The 20338-nt window shown below is 67.9% G+C and carries 22 protein-coding genes, 1 tRNA gene and 1 pseudogene; 11 read left to right on the top strand and 13 right to left on the bottom strand.

Annotated elements, in window-relative coordinates:
- The first annotated feature begins 1 nt into the window (after nucleotide 1).
- The gene (locus tag H5395_RS10400; RefSeq protein WP_182792566.1) at nucleotides 2–439 is read left to right on the top strand and encodes an isoprenylcysteine carboxylmethyltransferase family protein; all 438 of its coding nucleotides are present in this window, start codon (nucleotides 2–4) and stop codon (nucleotides 437–439) included.
- Nucleotides 440–517: 78 nt separating this feature from the next.
- Complete coding sequence (locus H5395_RS10395; RefSeq protein WP_182792502.1) at nucleotides 518–1813, top strand: homoserine dehydrogenase; 1296 nt, start codon at nucleotides 518–520, stop codon at nucleotides 1811–1813.
- Nucleotides 1814–1815: 2 nt separating this feature from the next.
- Here the strand turns inward: H5395_RS10395 and H5395_RS10390 are convergent, their stop codons facing one another.
- Nucleotides 1816–2490, bottom strand: a complete 675-nt coding sequence (locus H5395_RS10390) for a GntR family transcriptional regulator (RefSeq protein WP_182792565.1) — start codon at nucleotides 2488–2490, stop codon at nucleotides 1816–1818.
- Between the two features lie 137 nt (nucleotides 2491–2627).
- Entirely contained in the window at nucleotides 2628–3317 is a 690-nt protein-coding gene (locus H5395_RS10385) for a M48 family metallopeptidase (protein WP_234450860.1), read from the bottom strand.
- A gap of 96 nt (nucleotides 3318–3413) precedes the next feature.
- On the opposite strand from H5395_RS10385, the gene H5395_RS10380 reads away from it, so the two are divergent.
- The 3 genes from H5395_RS10380 to H5395_RS10370 all read left to right on the top strand — a co-directional run bounded on the left by H5395_RS10380 (nucleotide 3414) and on the right by H5395_RS10370 (nucleotide 4363).
- Nucleotides 3414–3731: an FYDLN acid domain-containing protein gene (locus H5395_RS10380; protein WP_182792501.1), complete on the top strand. Its 318-nt coding sequence runs from the start codon at nucleotides 3414–3416 to the stop codon at nucleotides 3729–3731.
- 180 nt (nucleotides 3732–3911) lie between these two features.
- A tRNA-Ala gene (locus tag H5395_RS10375) sits at nucleotides 3912–3987 on the top strand.
- 55 nt (nucleotides 3988–4042) lie between these two features.
- Nucleotides 4043–4363 carry a YnfA family protein gene (locus tag H5395_RS10370; RefSeq protein ID WP_182792500.1) on the top strand — a complete coding sequence of 107 codons (321 nt, stop codon included), beginning with the start codon at nucleotides 4043–4045 and terminating at the stop codon, nucleotides 4361–4363.
- A 30-nt stretch (nucleotides 4364–4393) separates the two neighbouring features.
- Here the strand turns inward: H5395_RS10370 and H5395_RS10365 are convergent, their stop codons facing one another.
- Nucleotides 4394–5677 (bottom strand): O-acetylhomoserine aminocarboxypropyltransferase/cysteine synthase family protein, encoded by a 1284-nt coding sequence (locus H5395_RS10365; RefSeq protein ID WP_182792499.1) that lies wholly within the window; start codon nucleotides 5675–5677, stop codon nucleotides 4394–4396.
- Between the two features lie 251 nt (nucleotides 5678–5928).
- Here H5395_RS10365 and H5395_RS10360 point away from each other — a divergent pair, with 251 nt between their 5' ends.
- Both H5395_RS10360 and H5395_RS10355 read left to right on the top strand, forming a co-directional pair.
- Nucleotides 5929–7761 carry a M3 family oligoendopeptidase gene (locus H5395_RS10360; protein WP_182792498.1) on the top strand — a complete coding sequence of 611 codons (1833 nt, stop codon included), beginning with the start codon at nucleotides 5929–5931 and terminating at the stop codon, nucleotides 7759–7761.
- Nucleotides 7762–7765: 4 nt separating this feature from the next.
- Complete coding sequence (locus H5395_RS10355) at nucleotides 7766–8974, top strand: dipeptidase (RefSeq protein WP_370576434.1); 1209 nt, start codon at nucleotides 7766–7768, stop codon at nucleotides 8972–8974.
- A 74-nt stretch (nucleotides 8975–9048) separates the two neighbouring features.
- Here the strand turns inward: H5395_RS10355 and H5395_RS10350 are convergent, their stop codons facing one another.
- The 3 genes from H5395_RS10350 to H5395_RS10340 are packed head-to-tail and all read right to left on the bottom strand — an operon-like array spanning nucleotide 9049 to nucleotide 10860.
- Nucleotides 9049–10107, bottom strand: coding sequence for a 5-(carboxyamino)imidazole ribonucleotide synthase (locus H5395_RS10350; RefSeq protein WP_182792497.1), 1059 nt, complete (start codon nucleotides 10105–10107; stop codon nucleotides 9049–9051).
- On the bottom strand, nucleotides 10100–10585 hold the full coding sequence (gene purE, locus H5395_RS10345) for a 5-(carboxyamino)imidazole ribonucleotide mutase (protein ID WP_182792496.1): 486 nt from the start codon (nucleotides 10583–10585) through the stop codon (nucleotides 10100–10102). Before purE ends, H5395_RS10350 begins: the two co-directional genes overlap by 8 nt.
- Before the next feature lie 56 nt (nucleotides 10586–10641).
- Nucleotides 10642–10860 (bottom strand): YdcH family protein, encoded by a 219-nt coding sequence (locus H5395_RS10340; protein ID WP_182792562.1) that lies wholly within the window; start codon nucleotides 10858–10860, stop codon nucleotides 10642–10644.
- Nucleotides 10861–11044: 184 nt separating this feature from the next.
- Here H5395_RS10340 and H5395_RS10335 point away from each other — a divergent pair, with 184 nt between their 5' ends.
- Entirely contained in the window at nucleotides 11045–11455 is a 411-nt protein-coding gene (locus H5395_RS10335) for an Hsp20 family protein (protein ID WP_182792495.1), read from the top strand.
- A gap of 11 nt (nucleotides 11456–11466) precedes the next feature.
- Nucleotides 11467–11691, top strand: a complete 225-nt coding sequence (locus H5395_RS10330; protein ID WP_182792494.1) for a DUF1150 family protein — start codon at nucleotides 11467–11469, stop codon at nucleotides 11689–11691.
- Here the strand turns inward: H5395_RS10330 and H5395_RS10325 are convergent.
- The 4 genes from H5395_RS10325 to trxB form a co-directional block, all read right to left on the bottom strand.
- Nucleotides 11678–12628, bottom strand: coding sequence for a glycosyltransferase family 8 protein (locus H5395_RS10325; RefSeq protein ID WP_182792493.1), 951 nt, complete (start codon nucleotides 12626–12628; stop codon nucleotides 11678–11680). The genes H5395_RS10330 and H5395_RS10325 overlap by 14 nt on opposite strands.
- A complete protein-coding gene (locus H5395_RS10320) occupies nucleotides 12625–13407 on the bottom strand; it encodes a hypothetical protein (protein ID WP_182792492.1) in 783 nt (260 codons plus the stop codon). Before H5395_RS10320 ends, H5395_RS10325 begins: the two co-directional genes overlap by 4 nt.
- A 66-nt stretch (nucleotides 13408–13473) precedes the next feature.
- Complete coding sequence (locus H5395_RS10315; protein ID WP_182792491.1) at nucleotides 13474–15186, bottom strand: bifunctional sulfate adenylyltransferase/adenylylsulfate kinase; 1713 nt, start codon at nucleotides 15184–15186, stop codon at nucleotides 13474–13476.
- A gap of 143 nt (nucleotides 15187–15329) precedes the next feature.
- Nucleotides 15330–16352 carry a thioredoxin-disulfide reductase gene (gene trxB / locus H5395_RS10310; RefSeq protein WP_182792490.1) on the bottom strand — a complete coding sequence of 341 codons (1023 nt, stop codon included), beginning with the start codon at nucleotides 16350–16352 and terminating at the stop codon, nucleotides 15330–15332.
- Nucleotides 16353–16660: 308 nt separating this feature from the next.
- On the opposite strand from trxB, the gene H5395_RS10305 reads away from it, so the two are divergent.
- Nucleotides 16661–17152 carry an Lrp/AsnC family transcriptional regulator gene (locus tag H5395_RS10305; protein WP_182792489.1) on the top strand — a complete coding sequence of 164 codons (492 nt, stop codon included), beginning with the start codon at nucleotides 16661–16663 and terminating at the stop codon, nucleotides 17150–17152.
- On the opposite strand, the gene pgeF is transcribed toward H5395_RS10305, so the two are convergent.
- The 3 genes from pgeF to lgt are packed head-to-tail and all read right to left on the bottom strand — an operon-like array spanning nucleotide 17142 to nucleotide 19887.
- The gene (gene pgeF, locus H5395_RS10300; RefSeq protein WP_182792488.1) at nucleotides 17142–17900 is read right to left on the bottom strand and encodes a peptidoglycan editing factor PgeF; all 759 of its coding nucleotides are present in this window, start codon (nucleotides 17898–17900) and stop codon (nucleotides 17142–17144) included. The genes H5395_RS10305 and pgeF overlap by 11 nt on opposite strands.
- A gap of 20 nt (nucleotides 17901–17920) precedes the next feature.
- The gene (locus H5395_RS10295) at nucleotides 17921–19024 is read right to left on the bottom strand and encodes a class I SAM-dependent methyltransferase (RefSeq protein WP_182792487.1); all 1104 of its coding nucleotides are present in this window, start codon (nucleotides 19022–19024) and stop codon (nucleotides 17921–17923) included.
- A complete protein-coding gene (gene lgt, locus H5395_RS10290; protein ID WP_182792486.1) occupies nucleotides 19021–19887 on the bottom strand; it encodes a prolipoprotein diacylglyceryl transferase in 867 nt (288 codons plus the stop codon). Before lgt ends, H5395_RS10295 begins: the two co-directional genes overlap by 4 nt.
- Before the next feature lie 126 nt (nucleotides 19888–20013).
- Between lgt and H5395_RS18930 the strand changes: the two are divergent.
- Nucleotides 20014–20262: pseudogene (locus H5395_RS18930) on the top strand (accessory factor UbiK family protein); the annotation flags it as partial.
- Nucleotides 20263–20338 lie beyond the last annotated feature (76 nt).

Genomic DNA, 20338 nt, shown 5'->3' with positions numbered 1-20338 from the left:
GATGATCCGGAAGCTGGCAGACTATCCGCCGGTCTGGCTGCTGGCCTTCGCGCTTCTCGCCTTTCTTGCGGGACAAATCCTGCCGATGCCCGGCCTCCCCACGGCAGGCTGGACGCTGGCGGGGCTGGGACTGGGACTGATGGCCGTCGCGGCCCTGACGATGATGCGCGCGGGCGCAACGGTCGATCCGACGCGGCAACCGACCGCCCTGGTGACGCATGGGGTCTTTCGCCTGTCCCGGAACCCGATCTACCTGAGCGACGTGTTGATTCTTGCCGGGCTCTGCCTTGTCTGGCAGCCATTCGCGGCGCTGATCCTCGTGCCCCTCTTTGTCCTGCTGCTCGACCGCCGCTTCATCCGGCAAGAGGAGGCGTGGCTGCGCCGCCGCGATGCCCAAGCCTTCGACCTGTGGGCCGCGCGCACCCGCCGCTGGTTGTAGACGCGGCCACGTTGCCAAGCCCCAAACCCCGCGCTAACACCCGAACGCTGCCCTGCCCTTCATCAGACGAGGCCCTTCATGTCCGCCACGCCCACGCCGCTGCGCCTTGGCATCGCCGGTCTGGGGACCGTCGGGATCGGCGTGGTCAAGATCATCCAGAAGCACCCCGACCTGATCGCGTTGCGCGCCGGGCGGCCCGTCGAGATCACCGCCATCTGCGCCCGCGACCGCACCCGCAACCGTGATGCCGACCTGTCGGGCTATGCCTGGGTGGAGCGGGCCGCCGATCTCGCCCTGCGCGACGACGTGGACGTGGTGGTCGAACTGATCGGCGGAGAGAACGGTGCCGCACGCGAGATGATCGAACTGGCGCTGGACAACGGCAAGGACGTCATCACCGCGAACAAGGCCCTTCTGGCCGTTCACGGGCACAAGCTGGCCGAGCGGGCCGAGGCCGCCGGCCGCACCATCCGCTTCGAGGCCGCTGTCGCGGGCGGCATTCCCGTCATCAAGACGCTGACCGAAAGCCTCGCCGGCAACCGCATCAAGCGGGTCATGGGTGTGATGAACGGCACCTGCAACTATATCCTGACCCGGATGCAGTCAGCCGGCCTGCCTTATGACACGGTGTTCGAGGAAGCCCGACGGCTCGGCTATCTTGAGGCTGACCCGACGCTGGACGTGGGCGGCATCGACGCCAGCCACAAGCTCGCGATCCTCGCCTCGCTGGCCTTCGGGACCAAGATGGCCTTCGACGGCGTGGAAATCGAGGGGATCGAGCGCGTCTCGATCGACGACATCAGCCGCGCCGCCGACATGGGCTATCGCATCAAGCTTCTGGGTGTGGCGCAGATGACGGCGCGGGGGCTGGAACAGCGGATGTCGCCCTGCCTCGTGCCCTGCGACAGCCCACTGGGGCAGTTGGAAGGCGGCACCAACATGGTGGTGATCGAAGGCGACTCGGTCGGCCAGATCGTGCTGCGCGGCGCGGGCGCGGGCGAAGGGCCGACGGCCAGCGCGGTCATGTCCGACATCGTGGAACTGGCGCGCGGGGTCCGTCTGCCGGTCTTCGGGCAGCCGGCGGTAACGCTCGACTCGCCCCAGACGGCGCGGACCGCTGTGCCTGCGGCCTACTACCTGCGGCTGACGCTGGCCGACAAGCCGGGGGCGCTGGCAAAGGTGGCCTCGGTGCTGGGCGAGGCAGGCATCTCGATCGACCGGATGCGACAGTATGGTCACGCCTCGGGTTCGGCGCCGGTGCTGATCGTCACCCACAAGACCACGCCCGAGGCGATCGACCACGCGATGGAGGCGCTGCCGCGCACGGGCGTCGTCGAAGGCGATCCGGTAGAGCTGCGGATCGAGGAAGTCTGACCTCAGCGGCCTGCCTCTCCTGCCGTCGGCAGCAGATGGCGCAGTCCCTGCGTCACATCCGTCCTGATCGCCAGCCGCAGCGCCGGCTCATCCCCCGCCCGCAGCGCGGCGAGGATCATGCGGTGATGCCGGGGCGCCTCGTTCCGGCGCATCCGCTGGTAGACGGCGCGCATGGTCGGCCCGAGCTGCAGCCAGATCGTTTCCAGCATCGCCAGCATCGCCGGCGCCTGTGCGCGCAGGTAGAGCGTGCGGTGGAATTCAAGGTTGCTGCGGATGTATCCGACCGAGTCGTGGTTCTGCGCCGCCTCGCCGATGGCGGTGTTGATCACCGCAAGCCGGTCGATCAGCGCAAGATGGGCGCGGGGAAGGGCGCGGCTGGCCAGTTCCGGCTCGATCAGGGCACGCAGTGCGGCAAGCTCCTCGATCCGCTCGACCGACAGCGCGGGGGTGGACACGCGCCCCGAGGCCGACAGCGTCAGCGCCCCTTCGGCCACCAGCCGGCGGACCGCTTCCCGCGCGGGGGTCATGCTGACACGTTCCTCGGCCGCGATCCCGCGCAGGGTCAGCGCACGGCCGGGCGGCAGTTCGCCCAGCATGATCCGGCTTCGCAGGGCGCGATACAGCCGCTCATGCACGGCGGGCTGGGTTGTCGTCTGAGGGCGCAGCGTCGTCACCATGCGCATTTGTGATCACGTCGGGGAAAGCTGTCAATTTCCTTGATGCCTGGAACGCAGAAACGCGCTCATTTCATCCAAGAAGCGTCTCCTCCTCTTCTGTGTGGAAATATCCGCGAACGCAGCCACCCTCGCCGGCCTTATTCGGCCCGGAAGCGCCATGCGTGCAGGCTTGCGCCATTCTGCCGCAACCATGCCCTTGGCTGCGCGAATCCCGGATACAGCCGGGCAACCGTTCCCCAGAAGGCCGGCGAATGATTCATATGCGCCAGATGCGCGACCTCATGGGCGGCGACGTAGTCCAGCACCTCGGGCGGCGCCATGGCCAGCCGCCAGGAATACATCAGCCGCCCCTGATGCGTGCAACTGCCCCAGCGCGACCGCGTGTCGCGCAGCGTGATCGCGACAAAGCGGCGGCCGAGGGCTGAGGCATGGCGGTCACTTGCCGCCGCAAGCCGCGCCTGCGCCAGCGTGCGAAGATAGGCCCCCGCCGACACCGCAGCCGAATGCCCTCCGGGCAGCAGCAGCAGCGCCGCCTCGACCCGCGGCGCGCGCACCGGCGCAGGGGTCAGTGTCAGCGGCCTTCCCTCGACCGGCAGGGCAGTCCCGAACTCCACCGATTGCTGCGGCTCGACCCCGGCCAGGGCGCGCGAAAGCCAATCGCTGCGGTCGTCCAGGAAGGCCAGCGCTTCTGCCCGGGCCAGGCTCGGCGGCAGCGTCAGCGTCACCGAGCCGTCCCTGCGCGAGACGCGCAGCGTCATCCGCCGGGCGCGGGTCGTCCGGCGCAGGCTGACCGTTGTTCCATCCGTCAGAATCACAGTGCCGTCCAAGCGTCACCTCTGCGCCGTCCGAAAGCCTTTGACACCCCCCATGCCCTGTGGCACGGGAGGCCGGATTTACCTGACCCTTGGCGAAAAGAGAACACCATGCCCAAAGAGGAATGGGGCACCAAGCGCCTTTGCCCCGCCTGCGGAAGCCGTTTCTACGACCTTCGCAACGATCCCATGACCTGCCCGGCCTGCAGCACCGAGTTTTCGGCCGAAAGCCTCATGAGCGCACGCACCCGTTCCCTGATCGCGGAAAAGGCTGCCGCGCGCGAGGCTGAAACGGATGAGGTGATCGACGACGATCTGGACGATGCGACGGATGCGGGCGAACTGGACGACGACCTGCTTGACGAGGACGATGACGCCGACGTGTCGCTGGACGAGATCGCCGACGTGGCCGAGCCCGACGAGGACTGAGCAGGACCACATCGCTTTCCAAGGGGGGCCTTCGGCCCCCTTTTCTTTTGCGGGTCAGGAACTTGCGCAGACAGATGACCCAGGGCAGAGACGGCGTTCTTTTTCGCTTGCACCCCTGCGCGACTGCCCATATACGACCCCCCACGCGGGCGGCGGACAACGCAGCCCGAGACCTCCGGTGGGGCCATAGCTCAGTTGGTAGAGCGCTTGAATGGCATTCAAGAGGTCAGGGGTTCGACTCCCCTTGGCTCCACCATCTTATCCTTTCACGACATGAATGGCGTGTCTGCCCCGCAGCGGGTGGCTTCCGCATGACGGGGCTGGTCTATGCAGTCGCCGCGCTGGCCGAGATCGCGGGATGCTTTGCCTTCTGGGCCTGGCTGCGGACGGGGAAAAGCTGGCTGTGGGCGCTGCCGGGAACGGCAAGCCTGTTGCTGTTCGCCGTCCTGCTGACGCGCGTGCCGTCGGATGCGGCAGGGCGGGCCTTCGCGGCCTATGGCGGGATCTACATCTGCGCCTCGCTCGGGTGGCTCTGGGCGGTCGAAGGGGTGCGGCCCGACCGCTGGGATGCGATCGGCGCCGCCCTCTGCCTTGCCGGGGCCGCAGTGATCCTTTTCGGTCCCCGCGGCTGAGAGGGCCGCGTCCTTGCGGCCCTGCCTGTTTCAGCTCAGCGCCTGATCCAGATCGGCGATGATATCCTGCACGTCCTCGATGCCGATCGAAAGCCGCACCAAGTCCGGCCCGGCGCCCGCGGCGATCTGCTGTTCTTCGGTCAACTGGCTGTGCGTGGTTGAGGCCGAATGGATCGCCAGCGTCCGCGCATCCCCGAGATTCGCGACATGGCTGATCATCTTCAGCCGCCCGATCATCTCCACGCAGGCTTGGTATCCGCCCTTCAGTCGAATGGTGAACAGCGCCCCTGCCCCCTTGGGATAAAGCCGCTGCAGGCGGTCGGCCCAAGGCGAGGACGGCAGGCCGGCATAGCTGACCTCCTCGACGCGGGGATCGGTCTCCAGCCACTCGGCCACTTTCCTGGCATTCTCGACATGGCGCTGCATCCGCAGGCCCAGCGTCTCGATCCCCATCAGCGTGTAATGCGCGGCCTGCGGGTTCAGGGTCATGCCCAGATCGCGCAGCCCGATGGCGATGGAATGGAAGGTGAAGGCGGCAGGCCCGAAGGTTTCTTGGAACTTGAGCCCGTGATAAGCCGGCTCGGGCTGGGACAGCGAGGGGAACTTGTCCGAGGCCGACCAGTCAAAGCGGCCCGAGTCGATCACCGCCCCGCCCATGACGGTGCCGTTGCCGGTCAGGTATTTCGTCAGGCTGTGGACGACCAGGGTCGCCCCCGCCTCGATGGGCCGGCACAGCGCGGGTGTCGCCAGCGTGTTGTCCACGATCAGCGGCACCCCCGCTTCATCGGCAATCTGCGCCAGCGCCGGGATGTCGGTCAGGTAGCCACCGGGGTTCGAGATCGATTCGCAGAAGATCGCCCGCGTGTCCTCGTCGATGGCGGCGCGCACGGCCGCCGCATCCTCAAGGTCGACAAACCGGCAGGACCAGCCGAAGCGGCGGATCGTCTGGCCGAACTGGGTGACCGTGCCGCCGTAAAGCCGGCTCGATGCGACGAGGTTCCTGCCCGGCCCCATCAGCGGGAACAGCGCCATGATCTGCGCCGCGTGCCCCGAGGAACAGCAAACCGCCCCTGCGCCCCCTTCCAGTGCCGCCACGCGGCTCTGCAGTGCCGCGACGGTGGGGTTGGTCAGGCGGGAATAGATGTAGCCGACCTCCTTCAGCCCGAAAAGCCGGGCGGCATGCTCGGCATCGCGGAACTGGTAGGCCGTTGTCTGGTAGATCGGCACCTGCCGCGCGCCCGTGGCAGGGTCGGGTGCTGAACCCGCGTGGATGGCAAGCGTGTCAAAGCCTTGCGGGCGGTCGGTGTCGGGCATGGCAGCCTCTCCTTCGGGTGATCGTCGGGCGCGAGGCTAGGGTCCGGGCGCGTGGCTGGCAATCGCCGGACGCGCCGGAACCTTCCTCTGCCCCCATCTTCTTCACGCAAAAATCCCAGGATCGTCGTATGCGACGATGGGGCAGCGCCCGACCCAACCTCAACGCAGACACCCCGCCCGATGCCACAGCACGGGTTGAACCGACGGCCCTCAGAGGACAAATGTTGGGCAATGCTGAAAAGGAGATCCCCATGACCCGCCTGCCCCTTCGCGAGACCCTGCTGCTTGACGCTGAAAACCACGGCGCCGGTGTTTCGCTGGGAAACCTGCCGGAATGGGACCTGACCGACCTTTACGCCTCGCCCGAGGCGCCGGAACTGGCGCGCGACCTTGAAAGGCTGCAGGCCGCCTGCACCAGCTTCGCCGCCGACTACGAAGGCAAGCTGGCCGGCCTGACCCCCGCCGGGATGCTGGAATGCATCCAGCGCTACGAGGAGATCGACCTGATCGCCGGGCGGATCATGTCCTATGCGGGCCTGCGCTATTACCAGAACACGACCGACGCGGGACGCGCCAAGATGCTGGGCGACCTGCAGGCGAAGATCACGGACATGACGACTCCGCTGGTGTTCTTCAGCCTGGAATTCAACCGCATCCCCGATGATGTCTACGCCCAGACCTTCAGCGCCCCCTGCGGGCCGTCGCGCTACAAGCCGGTGTTCGACCGGATGCGGGCGATGCGCCCCTATCAGTTGTCGGATGAGCTTGAGAAGTTCCTCCATGACAACTCGGTCGTGGGCGCCGCCGCCTGGAACCGGCTGTTCGACGAAACCACCGCCGCCCTGACCTTCGATGTGGACGGCGAGGAACTGGGGCTGGAAGCCACGCTGAACCTGCTGACCGACCACGACCGCAGGCAGCGCGAGGCCGGGGCCAGGGCACTGGCCGAGGTCTTCGGCGGGAACGTCAAGCTTTTCTCGCGCATCCACAACACGCTGGCGAAGGAAAAGGCGATCGAGGACAGGTGGCGCAAGTTGCCGACGCCCCAGACCGCGCGGCACCTGTCGAACCACGTCGAACCCGAGGTCGTGCAGGCGCTGCGCGATGCGGTGGTCGCCGCCTATCCGCGCCTGTCGCACCGCTATTACCGGCTGAAGGCGAAATGGCTCGACCTCGACAAGCTGCAGGTCTGGGACCGCAACGCGCCTTTGCCGCAGGAAAGCCCGCGTCTGGTCGGCTGGGACGAGGCCAAGGCGACGGTGCTGGACGCATACGCAGGCTTCGACCCGGAGCTGGCAAAGCTGGCCCAGCCGTTCTTCGAGAAGGGCTGGATCGACGCGGGCGTGAAGCCGGGCAAGTCGCCGGGCGCCTTCGCGCATCCGACCGTCACCGACGCCCATCCCTATGTGCTGCTGAACTACCTCGGCAAGCCGCGCGACGTGATGACGCTGGCGCATGAGTTGGGCCACGGCGTCCACCAGCGGCTGGCGGCGGGCCAGGGAGAACTCCTGTCCTCGACGCCGCTGACGCTTGCGGAAACGGCCTCAGTCTTCGGCGAGATGCTGACCTTCCGCGCGCTGCTGGCGAAGACGGAAGACCCGGCCCAGCGCAAGGCGCTGCTGGCGGGCAAGGTCGAGGACATGATCAACACCGTCGTCCGCCAGATCGCCTTTTACGATTTCGAATGCCGCCTGCACGCGGCGCGGGCAGAAGGCGAACTGACCCCCGACGACATCAACGCGATCTGGATGTCGATCCAGCATGAATCGCTGGGCGACGCCTTCGAGTTCATGCCGGGATATGAGAGTTTCTGGACCTACGTCCCGCATTTCGTGCACTCGCCCTTCTACGTCTATGCCTATGCCTTCGGCGACGGGCTGGTGAATGCGCTTTATGCGGCCTACGAGGCGCAGCCCGAGGGCTTCCAGGCGAAATACTTCGAGATGCTGCGCGCGGGCGGCTCCAAGCATCATTCGGAACTGCTGGCACCCTTCGGGCTGGACGCGGCGGACCCCGCCTTCTGGGACAAGGGCCTGTCCATGATCGAGGGCTTCATCGACGAGCTTGAGGCGATGGAAGCCTGAGCCGGTGGCGCGCGATCCCTTTCGCCGGCGCCGCGGCCGCGGTGTTCTGCGCGTCCTCTGGGTGCTTCTGGCGGTGGTGCTGCTGGGCGCGCTCGGGGTCGGGGTCTTCGGCCCGCGCATCGTGGCCGACCAGTTGAACCCGGTCACCGCGCGCAGCCCTTGGCCGGTCTCGCCGCAGGCACAGGCGCTGCATGACCGGCTGGTGATCGGCGACCTGCATGCCGACGCCCTGCTGTGGGACCGCGACCTGTCGGTGCGCCGCCCCGAGGGGCACGTGGACCTGCCGCGGCTGGATCAGGGCAACATCGCCATCCAGGTCTTCACCGCCGTCACCCGAAGCCCGCGCGGCCAGAACTATGCGGAAAACGAGGCCGCGGCCCCCGACAACATCACCCCGCTGGTGATCGGCCAGCTTCGCCCTGTGCAGACATGGTTCAGCCTCAAGGAGCGGGCGCTCGACCAAGCCGCCCGGCTGCGGCGTCTGGCCGAGGCCGAGCCCGCAAGCCTGCGTCTGATCCGCACGCGCGGCGATCTGGATGCGGTTCTGGCGGATCGGGCCTCGGGCAGCCGGGTCGTCGGCGCGATCCTGGGGATCGAGGGCGCGCATCCGCTGGAAGGCGACCTCACCAACCTCGCGGTGCTGGAGGGCGCGGGCTACCGGCTGGTCGGGCTCACGCATTTCTTCGACAACGAACTCGGCGGCTCGTTGCACGGGCAGTCGCAGGCGGGGCTGACGGATTTCGGGCGCGAGGTGGTCGCGGAAGCCGTGCGCCGGGGCATGGTCATCGACCTCGCCCATGCCTCGCCGCAGATGGTGCGCGACGTGCTGGCGATGCCGGGGACGCGGCCGATCATCAGCCATACCGGCGTGCATGGCACCTGCAACACGCCGCGGAACCTTCAGGACGACCTGCTGCAGGCGGTGGCGGCCAGCGGCGGGATCATCGGGATCGGCTTCTGGCCGGACGTGACCTGCAACGACAGTCCGGCGGGGATCGCTGCCTCCATCCTCGCCGCAATCGCGCTGGTGGGCGAGGATCACGTGGCGCTGGGCTCGGACTGGGACGGCTCGGTCGGCGTGCCCTTCGACGCGGCGGGACTGTCCGCGCTGACGCAGGCGCTGATGGATGCAGGGCTGACCGAGGACGAGATCGCCAATGTCATGGGCGGCAACATGGTGCGCTATTTGCGCGAGGTGCTGCCTCGGGCCTGAACCGGGGGCGGCGCGCCTGATGGCACTGCCGCAATGGGTATTTGAGCCAGAAAGAAGCCCGCAGGCGTCAGGCTTCAGCGGCGGATGATGTTGACGTGACCCATCTTGCGGCCGGGGCGGGCCTCGGCCTTGCCATAAAGGTGGATCTGGGTGTCGCTCTGCCGCAGCAGGTCCGGCAAGCGGTCGATGTCGTCGCCGATCAGGTTCTCCATCACCACGTCGGCGTGGCGCTTGCCGTCGCCCAGAGGCAGGCCCGCGACGGCGCGGATATGCTGCTCGAACTGGTCCACGGCGCAGCCCGCTTGCGTCCAGTGGCCCGAGTTGTGGACGCGCGGGGCGATCTCGTTGACGATCAGGCCGCGCGGCGTGACGAACAGTTCCACTCCCATCACACCCACATAGTCGAGCGCGGTGACAATGCGGCTGGCGGTCAGCACGGCATCGGGGATCAGCCGCGCGGACAGGCCGCAGGGGACGGTGGTGGTCCGCAGGATGCCCTCGCGGTGGACGTTCAGGCCCGGATCGTAGGCCGCGACGGCGCCATCCTGACCACGGGCGACGATGACGCTGATCTCGGCGGTGAAATCAACGAAGCCTTCCAGAACCGACGGCGCGTTCACCTGCGCCCATGCGGCGGAAAGGTCGTCGCCCGCCTTGATGGGGACCTGCCCCTTGCCGTCATAGCCCATTCGCCGGGTCTTAAGGATGGCGCGGTCCCGTCCCTGCATCGCGGTGCCGAGGTCGTCGGCCGAACCGACGGCGGCATAGGGTGCAACCGATAGGCCCAGTCCCCCGAGAAAGTCCTTTTCCGCCAGCCGGTCCTGGCTCACGGCCAGCGCACGGCGGTTCGGGCGGATCGGGACCAAGCTTTCGATCAGGTCCAGCGAGGCGGCGGGGACGTTCTCGAACTCGTAGGTGACTACATCGACCGAAGCCGCGAAGTCGCGCAGGGTGGTGTCGTCCTCGTAGGGGGCGCTCGTCAGGCGGTGGGCCACGTCGGCGGCTGGCGCAGGCCCCGGTTCGTAGATGTGGCAGCGATAGCCGAGGCGGCTGGCGGCAACGGACAGCATCCGGCCCAACTGGCCGCCGCCGAGGATGCCGATGGTGGCGCCGGGTTTCAGCGGGTCAGTCATCGGCAGGCTCCTCGGGTATCGAGGCCGACAGCGCCGCGCGCCAGTCGTCCAGACGCTGCGCCAGCGCAGGGTCGGAAAGGGCAAGGATCGCGGCGGCCATCAGCCCCGCGTTGGCCGCTCCGGCCGCACCGATCGCCATGGTGGCGACAGGGAAGCCTTTGGGCATCTGGACGATGGAATAAAGGGAGTCGACACCGTTCAGGGCACGGGTCTGGACGGGCACCCCGATCACCGGCAACTGGGTCTTGGATGCCATCATGCCGGGCAGATGCGCCGCCCCGCCCGCCCCCGCGATGATGACCTGAAGGCCCCGGCCCAGGGCGGAACGGCCATAGTCCCACAACCGGTCGGGGGTGCGGTGGGCGCTGACGATGCGCGTCTCATAAGCCACGCCCAGTTCGTCCAGAATCGCCGCCGCCTCGCGCATCGTGGCCCAGTCTGACTGGCTGCCCATGATGATGCCGACCGGAACCGTCATCCCTGCCCCCTTCGCGCGGAAAGCCCGCATCATACCGGCGGCGCCGGCGGGCGCAATCAGGCGATGATGTCGGGAGTCAGCTCGTCCTCCAGCCGGGCGATCTGGTCCTTGAGCGCCAGCTTCTGCCGCTTCATCCGGCCCAGTGTCATGCTGCAGACGACGCCGTCCACGGCCATGGCCATGATCGCCTCGTCAAGTTCGCGATGCTGACGCCGCAGCCCGTCCAGCCGGGTGCGGGCCATCTCGTCATGCGACATCTCGTTCTGGGCGTTCATCGAATCGTCAGGCCTGCCGGGCGCGTGCAGGCGCGCCAAAGGATCATAGCTGCGGATTTTCGCTTTGGTAAGCATAACCTTGCCCCCTCTTGCGGGACGCGGGCCGCGCCTACATATCATGGTCATGGCCGGGTCGCCGCAACGGGGCCGGGCCGAAGCAGTCGCTTGTTGACCGAGGACGCCGATGACCAAGATGACCTTGGGCACCCACCCCTACCTGCTGGGCTTCGACCAGCTTGAACGGCTGGCGGAACGTGCCGCCAAGGGGGCCGAGGGTTACCCGCCCTACAACATCGAGCATCGCGCCCCCGACGGGTTCCGCATCACCCTGGCCGTCGCGGGCTTCGCCGAGGACGACCTGTCGCTGACCATCGAGGATCGGCAACTGGTGATCCGCGGGCGGCAGGCCGAGGGCTCGGACGAGCGGGTCTTCCTGCATCGGGGCATCGCCGCCCGCGCCTTTCAGCGCAGTTTCGTGCTGGCCGAAGGGATCGAGGTCGAGAATGCCGCGTTGGAAAACGGATTGCTTCACATCGATCTGCGGCGGGTGACGCCGCAGAGCTTCGTCAAGACCATACCGATCAGCCGAAAGTGAAGGGGATCGCCATGAACATGAAACACGATTTTCCGACCGACGCCGGCAACACCGTCTATGTCCGCCGCGTGACGATGGAGAGCCTTCCCACCGAGGTGCGGATGCAGGCGCCCGAACTGGACGCGCTTTATGCCGTCCACGGCGTCGATGGCGAGCGCTTGGCGCTGGTCGCCGACCGCCGCCTCGCATTCGCCCTCGCGCGCCAGAACGAACTGGTGCCTGTCAGCGTCCACTGAGCGGCTGCGGGACACCGGCGGCAAGCCGGTGTTCCATGTCGCGGATCGCCCGCTCGACCTGCAGGCGGGCGCGGTATTTGGGGCGACCCAGCATCGCCCCTAGGATGACCTTGCGGCGCGTGTTCCATCCGGACAGGCGCCGCTTCCATCTTTCCTTGTCCAGCGGTGGCATCAGGTCGGCAATGGTGGCCGCATAGCTCTCCCACACCCGACCAAGGGGAACCCGCCCGGCCCAAGGCTTGAGCCCGACGACATAGTGGATCACCGCCGGGTCGCGCGGCAGGTCGGCAACCGTCCCATGGGCCGCCGGATCGGCATAGGTGTTGAAGCGCGCGGGCAAAGGCAGCACCCGGCCACGGGCGGCGAGGTTGAGGGCGCTCTGATCTTCGCTCCGCAAGGGACGGCTCGGGTCGGACAACAGCGCCCTGCAACGGTCGGCAAGGCCCTCGGCCCTCCAGGCGGGCAGGTTCATGACCAGAAGCCCCGCGTTGACATATTCCCCCCGCGGCATCCCCATGTCCGCCAGTTCGGGCGCGCTGGGGCTGGGGCACGGGACCGCGGCCAGCAGCGCATCATCAAGCGGCAGCCTTCCCAGCGGGGACAAGTCATCCGTCACGACCATGTCGCAGTCCATGTAGAGGACGCGATCCTCGTCGGGCATCAGCGCGGGGATCAGCAGCCGCAAATAGGTGCTGCGTGTCAGGTGCCCGCGCGTGACCGGCAGGTCGGCGAAGTCGTCCCCGTCGATCTCGATCCGCCTGACGGGGATGCCCAGCCGGGTGCCCAGCGCGTCGATGCGGGCGCGGTTCGCGGCCGAGATGCCATTGTCCAGCACCGTCGCCCTCAGCCCCGGCGTATGGGCCGCCGCCGAGGCGATCAGCACCAGCACCCCCGGCAAGTAGTTGTCGTCAGAACCGGTGACGAGATGCAGGCTCATGGATTGTCTTCCCAAGCGCGGCGCAGCCAGCCGGTGTCGCCGATGTGGCGATACCAGCGCCCGCCCCGACCGGCCAGCACATCGGCCATCTTGGGGCTGCCCGCAAACAGCACGATCCGCGCGTCCGCCGGGCACTCGGGATCGCGCAGGTAGCTCGCGGGTCCGCGCCTCACGCAGTCGTTCTTGAAGCTGACGCACCAACTGCGCGGCCAGTATCCCAACGCCCCCTGCCGGTGCAGGATGTCGCTGACCATCTGCTGCTCGTGCTCGTAGCGCCTGGCGGCCGCCTGCGGGTCGGCGACATAGGTCTCGACGATCTCGGGATGGGCGCCGATCTCGTAGCGGAAGACCGAGGTGTTGCCGACCATGTGCAGGAAGCGGTCGCGCGAGCGGTTCAGCCGCCGCAGGGGCTTGGGCCGGAACAGGTCGTCGTCGCGCAGGATCACGAAGCGGCCCGGATGGTCGAAGAACGGGCCGAGCGGCCCGACCACCACCAGATCGAGGTCCAGAAACAGCGCCGTGCCGGAAAGCCCGAAAAGATCGGGGTTGAACAGGGCAAGCTTGCGCCAGCGCGTATCCTGGTTGCCCGGCGGCATGTCGAGCGCGGGCAACGGATGGGCCTCGATCCGGGGATCAAGCCCGGCCGCGTCATCGGTGAAGCAGATGAAGCGGTGCGGCTGGTCCAGATGCCGCCGCACTCCTGCCGCAAGGTTGTTCACATCCGCCGCGCCGTAAAGCGTGCCCCATTTCATGGAAAGGATAAGGACGGGCTGTGGCATCCGGGGCTCGGGGACGAAAACGCCCTCCGGGTTGGACCGGAGGGCGGCATCTTGTCAATGAGTCGATCAGTTCAACCCGATCAGGCCCATCTGTTCCAGCTTCAGCAGCACCTGCTGGGCGGCGTAATCGACGTCCACCCCTTCGGTCTGGACGCGCAACTCGGGCGTCGCGGGTTCCTCGTAGGGGTCCGAGATGCCGGTGAACTCCTTGATCTTGCCTTCGCGGGCGAGCTTGTAGAGCCCCTTGCGGTCCCGGCGCTCGCACTCCTCAAGCGAGGTGGCGACATGGACCTCGATGAAGGCGCCGAACTGCTCGATCATCTCGCGCACCGCGCGGCGGGTGGCCGTATAGGGCGCGATGGGCGCGCAGATGGCGATGCCGCCGTTCTTGGTGATCTCGGACGCGACATAGCCGATGCGCTTTATGTTGATGTCGCGGTGTTCCTTGGAAAAGCCCAGTTCCGAGGAAAGGTGCTTGCGGACCACATCGCCGTCCAGCAGCGTCACGGGGCGCCCGCCCATCTCCATCAGCTTGACCATCAGGGCGTTGGCGATGGTGGACTTGCCGGACCCAGAAAGCCCGGTGAAGAACACCGTGAAGCCCTGCTGGTCGCGCGGCGGCGAGGTGCGGCGCAGCTGCGTCACGACCTCGGGGAAGCTGAACCACTCGGGGATATCCAGCCCCTCGCGCAGACGGCGGCGCAGCTCGGTGCCCGAGATGTCGAGGATGGTCGCGCCCTCCTCGACCTCGTCGCGGGGTTCATATTGGGCACGTTCCTGCACATAGACCATCTGTTTGAAATCGACCATCTCGATGCCGATCTCGTCCTGGTGCTGCCGGAACAGATCCTGCGCGGCGTAGGGGTCGTAGAAGTCCTGCCCCTGGCTGTTCTTGCCCGGCCCCGCGTGGTCGCGACCGACGATCATGTGGGTCAGCCCGTGGTTGCGGCGGATCATGCCGTGCCATACCGCCTCGCGCGGGCCGCCCATCCGCATCGCAAGGTTCAGCAGCGACAGATGCGTGGTCGCCTGCGGGTATTTGTCCAGCACGGCCTCGTAGCAGCGGACGCGGGTGAAATGGTCCACGTCGCCCGGCTTGGTCATGCCGACGACCGGGTGGATCAGCAGGTTCGCCTGCGCCTCGCGCGCCGCGCGGAAGGTCAGTTCCTGATGGGCGCGGTGCAGCGGGTTGCGGGTCTGGAAGGCCACGATGCGCCGCCAGCCCATCTTGCGGAAGAAGGCGCGCAACTCGTTCGGCGTGTCGCGGCGGGCGCGGAAGTCGTAATGCGTCGGCGGCTGGATGCCGGTGATCGGCCCACCCAGATAGACCGGACTCGCGACGTTGTGCAGGTAGTTGACCGCCGGATGCGCCACGTCGTCGGCCCCAAAAACCTTTTCGGCCTCGCGCTTCTTGTTCGGCACCCATTTGTCGGTGACCGACAGGATGGCGAGGATCACGCCCTCCTGGTCACGAAGCGCGATGTCGGTGCCCGGCTCGATCTTGTCGGCAAACTCCTGGCTCACGTCCAGGGTGATCGGCATCGGCCACAGCCCGCCCGAGGACAGGCGCATGTTCTCGACCACGCCGTCATAATCGGCCTCGGTCAAAAAACCCTTGAGTGGGTGGAAGCCGCCGTTCATCAGCAGCTCGACATCGCAAAGCTGGCGCGGCGTCAGGTCCCAGGACGGCATGTCGCCGGCGTCCGCCTTGAGCTTCTGCGCCGAGTCGGCGTTGACATAAAGTTCCGGGATCGGCGCGAGGTTCGGCGGCTGGGTCATCTTACACTCGATGGTTCGTGACATGGCGCTGCACCGCGCAACAGGCTCACGGTGTGCGCCCGCCCCTTAGCCCCAAGGCCAGTCTTCTGCAACCTGCGGCCGAGCCGAGGGCTGGGTTTCGCTTAACGCATGGCTGGCGGGTGTCACCCGTCGGCCACTTGCGGCTGGGGAAGCTCGGTCGCGGTGGCGGGCGTGGTCGTGCCCTGAGCCAGACCCTGCGCGGCCAGCCACTGCTCGGCGTCCAGCGCCGCCATGCAGCCCATGCCGGCGCTGGTGATGGCCTGCCGATAGGTGTCGTCGGTCAGGTCGCCCGCAGCGAAGACGCCGGGAACCGAGGTGCGGGTGCTGCCCGGCTCGACCTTCACATAACCGCCATCGCGCAGTTCAAGCTGGCCCTTGACCAGTTCGGACGCGGGCGAGTGGCCGATGGCGATGAAGACGCCGTCGCCGCCGACCATGCGGGTGCTGCCATCCCCGGTCGAGCGCAGCAGCACGCCGGTCACGCCAAGCGGCTGGTCGGTGCCGGTGATCTCGGCAATCTCGTGGTTCCAGATGACCTCGACCTTGGGGTGCTTGAACAGGCGGTCCTGCAGGATGCGCTCGGCCCGCAGGCTGTCGCGGCGGTGGACCAGCGTCACCTTGCTGGCGAAGTTGGTCAGGAACAGCGCCTCCTCGACAGCGGTATTGCCGCCGCCGACGACGATCACCTCGCGGCCGCGATAGAAGAAGCCGTCGCAGGTCGCGCAGGCGCTGACGCCGAAGCCTTGGAAGCGGCTTTCGCTGTCCAGCCCCAGCCAGCGCGCCTGCGCCCCGGTGGCAAGGATCAGCGCATCCGCCGTCAGCCGCGCGCCGCTGTCGCATTCCAGCACGAAGGGTCTTTGCGACAGGTCGAGCCGCGTGACGGTGTCCGAGACGATCCGCGCGCCCATCTCGCGCGCATGGGTTTCCATCCGCAGCATCAGGTCGGGACCCATGACCGAGGCATCGCCCGGCCAGTTCTCGACATCGGTGGTGATGGTCAACTGGCCGCCGGGCTGGATGCCCTGAATCAGCAGCGGCACAAGCATGGCGCGGGCGGCATAAACAGCGGCGGTATAACCCGCAGGGCCGGAACCTATGATGATGAGCCGGTGATGCGTCGGCAGGGTCTCGGCGGTCTGGGTCACGGGCGGGCCTCATGGATGCGTGTTCCGCCCGAGTTAACCCCGCCCGCCCCGCGGTTCAACCGCAAGGGCCCGTGGGGCCGGGTCGGATCGCCGGACTGCCTGTGCTTCACTCTTCCTTGCCGAAAGAAAAGAACTTCCTCCCCCATGTTCCAGCATTTCTCACTGGAGCCAAATACCCCCACCGGAGGCAGGCCGGACCGCACGCCCCGGTCTTCCACAACGGCGCAAACCCTCAGGCCGCGAAACAATGTTGCGAACCGAAGCTGCGGAAGATAGGAAAGCTGCGATTTCCCTTTATCGGATACATCATGGCTGGCGCCCGGCTGGACGACATCGACCGACGCATCCTCAAGGAACTGCAGGCCGACGGCCGAATGACGAATGTCGAACTGGCGCGCCGCGTCGGCATCTCGGCCCCTCCCTGCCTGCGCCGCGTCCGCACGCTCGAGGAGCAGGGCTTCATCCGCGGTTATCACGCCGACGTGGACCCGCGCAGCCTCGGCTTCGAGGTGCAGGTCTTCGCCATGGTCCGCCTGCACAGCCAGTCCGAACGCGACCTGACCGCCTTTGAAAGGCGCGCCCGCGAATGGGCGCTGGTGCGCGAATGCCACATGCTGAACGGCGAGATCGACTTCATCCTGAAATGCGTGGCCCCCGACCTGTCCACCTTCCAGCGCTTCCTGACCGACCAGTTGACGGCTGCCGAGAACGTGGCCAGCGTCAAGACCAGCCTCGTCATCCGCTGCGCCAAGGACGAGCCGGGCGTGCCCTTCGAACTGATCGAGCACGTCAGAGCGTGATGGCCGAGATCAGCCGCCCGTAATCCGCCGCGCCTTCGTGCGTGGAACGGCGATAGCTGAAGAAGCGGTCGGGGTCGGAATAGGTGCAGTGGCGGGTCCATTCGGCCTCGACCCCCAGATCGCGCAGGACAGACAGGCCGAAGCCCGGCAGGTCGAACATGGGCCGCCCGTTCGGCCCGCCTGCGAAGAAGCGGGCATGGCCGTCGTCCTCTGTCAGGAAGCGGTCCATGAAGTCCTCGCCGACCTCATAGGCGCGCTGGCTGATGCAGGGGCCGATGACGGCGCGGATGTCCGTGGCGCCCGCGGCCTTCATGGCGGCGACGGTTTCCTGCAGGATGCCGTCCAGCGCGCCTTTCCATCCCGCATGGGCGGCGGCGATCACGCCCGCCTCGGGGTCGGCAAACAGGATCGGCTGGCAGTCGGCGGTCAGCACCGCGATGGCGATGCCGGGGATGGTGCTGACGATGGCGTCGGCCTCGGTCATCGCCACGGCCTCAAGGTCGTCGCCTTCGGTCAGTGTCACGACCTGCGCGGAATGGGTCTGGTGGACCGTGGCCAGCCGGTCGGGGCCAACGCCCAGCGCCTCGGCCACGCGGGCGCGGTTGATGGCCACCATGTCGCGCTGGTCCGTGGACCCTCGCCCGCAGTTCAGCCCCGAGAACAGGCCCGAGGAGGCCCCGCCCTTGCGGGTGAAGAACCCGTGGCGGATCGGCTGCAGCGAGGGGTGCGTCAGGATTTCCAGCGTCATCGGATCGTCCCGCAATTGCGTCATGATCGGGGGGCGAGGCCGGGCTGCCCGGCAGTCGCAGAGGCTTGGGTCGGGGCGGCGGTCGGCAAGGGCCTGAACCCCGCCGGCGGCGGAAGATGGCGCGGCCAGACCGCCATCGCCTTGAACAGGTGGCCCATCTCGGCCGCGTCGGTCAAGCGGTGAAGCGCGGCTTCGGCCCCCGCATCGCCAGCCGCGGCAAGCCGCGCCGCCCGCGCCTCGATCCCCAATGCGCGCAACCAGTCGCCCTGCCGCTCGGGCGCCGATGCCGCAGCACCCGCCCGGATCGCCGCACCCGCAAGCGGAGCAAAATCGACATGCGCGGTCAGGTCGGCTTCCCCCGGATGGGTGAGGATGCCCTCGGGCGCGTGGCGGCGCAGCGCCTGCAGGCTGTCGCCCTTGCCGTCCCAGGTGCCGTAATCGACCACGATCGCCACGCCGCCATGCACGGCGAGGCGCTGGGCCACGGTGGACATGATGGCGGTCCCCTCGGCGCAGATCTCCCAGATCTCGCCCTCCGGCGCCGCGCGGGGCAGCGCGACCGGCGCAGCAAGCGCCAGGGTCAGCGCGCCGCTGTCGTCCAGCGTCACCATGCGCTCGGCCCAGCCACCCTCGGCGCGCTGCATCTGGCGGATCGGCAGGGCGTCGAAGAACTCGTTGGCGACCAGGAACAGCGGGATCTCGGGCAGGTCCGCGACCGAGGAAAGATGCGTGATCTCGCCCAGCCGCTTGCGCTGGACCTGCCGCAGATGCGGCGAGGTTTCGACCAGCGTCACCCGCGCTGCATCGTGAAAGCCCGGCACCCGGCGGGTCGCCCGCAGCAGGTCCGCCATCAGCGTCCCCCGCCCCGGGCCCAGTTCCGCCAGCGTGAAGGGGGCGGGCGAGCCCTGATCCAGCCAGGCCTGCGCCAGCGCAAGGCCCACCAGTTCCCCGAACATCTGACTGATCTCGGGCGCGGTGGTGAAATCCCCTTGGGCGCCAAAGGGGTCGCGGGTGGCGTAATAGCCGTGATCCGGGTGCATGAGGCAGAGCCGCATGTAGTCGTCCAGCCCCATCGGCCCCTCGGCGGCGATCCGGCCTGCGATGATGCGGCCCAGCGGCGTCATCTCCGCAACGTCCAGAGGACGAAGCCCAGGCCCACCGCGATCATCGGCAGCGACAGAAGCTGCCCCATGGTGATGCCCCAGACCGGCCCGCCGAGGACATGGCCCCAAGGGTTGTCAGGCGTGACGAACTGCGCGTCGGCCTGCCGGAAGAACTCGACCACAAAGCGCGCAAGCCCGTAGCCCGCGAGGAACACGCCCAGCACGAGACCGGGCCGTGCGAGGCCGCCGCGGCGGACAAGCAGAAACAGCACCAGCCCCAGCAGCAGCCCTTCCAGCCCTGCCTCGTAAAGCTGGCTCGGGTGGCGGGCGCAGAGGCCCTCGACGCCGGGGCAGTCCTGCGCGGCCTCGCCGGGAAAGATCACGCCCCAGGGCGCATCGGTAGGACGACCCCAAAGCTCGGCGTTGATGAAATTGGCGATGCGGCCGAGGAACAGCCCCACGGGGGCCGCGACTGCCAGCGCATCGGCCAGCCGCAGGGGCGCGATGCCGTTCTTCCGCGCATAGGCCCAGGCGGCCAGCACGACGCCCAGGAAGCCGCCGTGGAACGACATGCCGCCCTGCCAGACCTTGATGATCTCGGCCGGGTTCGCAAGGTAATAGGCTGGCTCGTAGAACAGGACGAAGCCCAGACGCCCGCCGAGGATCACGCCGACGACGACCCAGGTCAGCAGTTCCTCGACCGCGCCGGGGCGCATGGGGGCGGTGCCGCCCCACAGATGCGGGCGGCGCATCAGCGTGGCGATCATCCACCAGCCCAGCAGCAGCCCGACCAGATAGGCCATCGCATACCATCGCAGGGCGAATTCCCGCCCTGCGATGGTGATGGTGAAGATGTCGGGAGAGATCTCGGGGAAAGGGATCATGGGGGCCTCGCGCGTGCCGGGGCTGCTTGGCTGCGCGTGCCGGGGGTGTCAACCGGCGCGCGGGACATTGAAGCCGGGGGCGGGGGCCGTCATATTGAGCCTACCGCCTTGCGAGAGGATTGCGCGATGACCACCCACAGCAGCGGCCCAGGCCGCTTTTTCGACGATGTGTCCAAGCTGATGACCAACGCCATGGGCGTGGCGCAGGGGGCCAAGGACGAGGCCGAGACCGCCATGAAGGGCTGGGTGGACCGCTGGCTCGCCGACCGCAACCTCGTCACCCGCGAGGAATTCGACGTCGTGCGCGAGATGGCGATCAAGGCCCGGGCCGAGAATGCCGAGCTGCGGGCGATGATTGCGGGCATGAGCGGACAGGCAGGCGGCCCGGACAAGGATGAAGCGCCCCATGTCTCCGAGGCGGACGCGCCGGCGGGCAACATGAACCCGCCGG

The sequence above is a fragment of the Paracoccus sp. MC1854 genome (assembly GCF_014164635.1).
Lineage (GTDB): Bacteria > Pseudomonadota > Alphaproteobacteria > Rhodobacterales > Rhodobacteraceae > Paracoccus.
The sequence above is the reverse complement of the archived record's forward strand: the minus strand, read 5'-3'. Positions and strand labels throughout refer to the sequence as shown.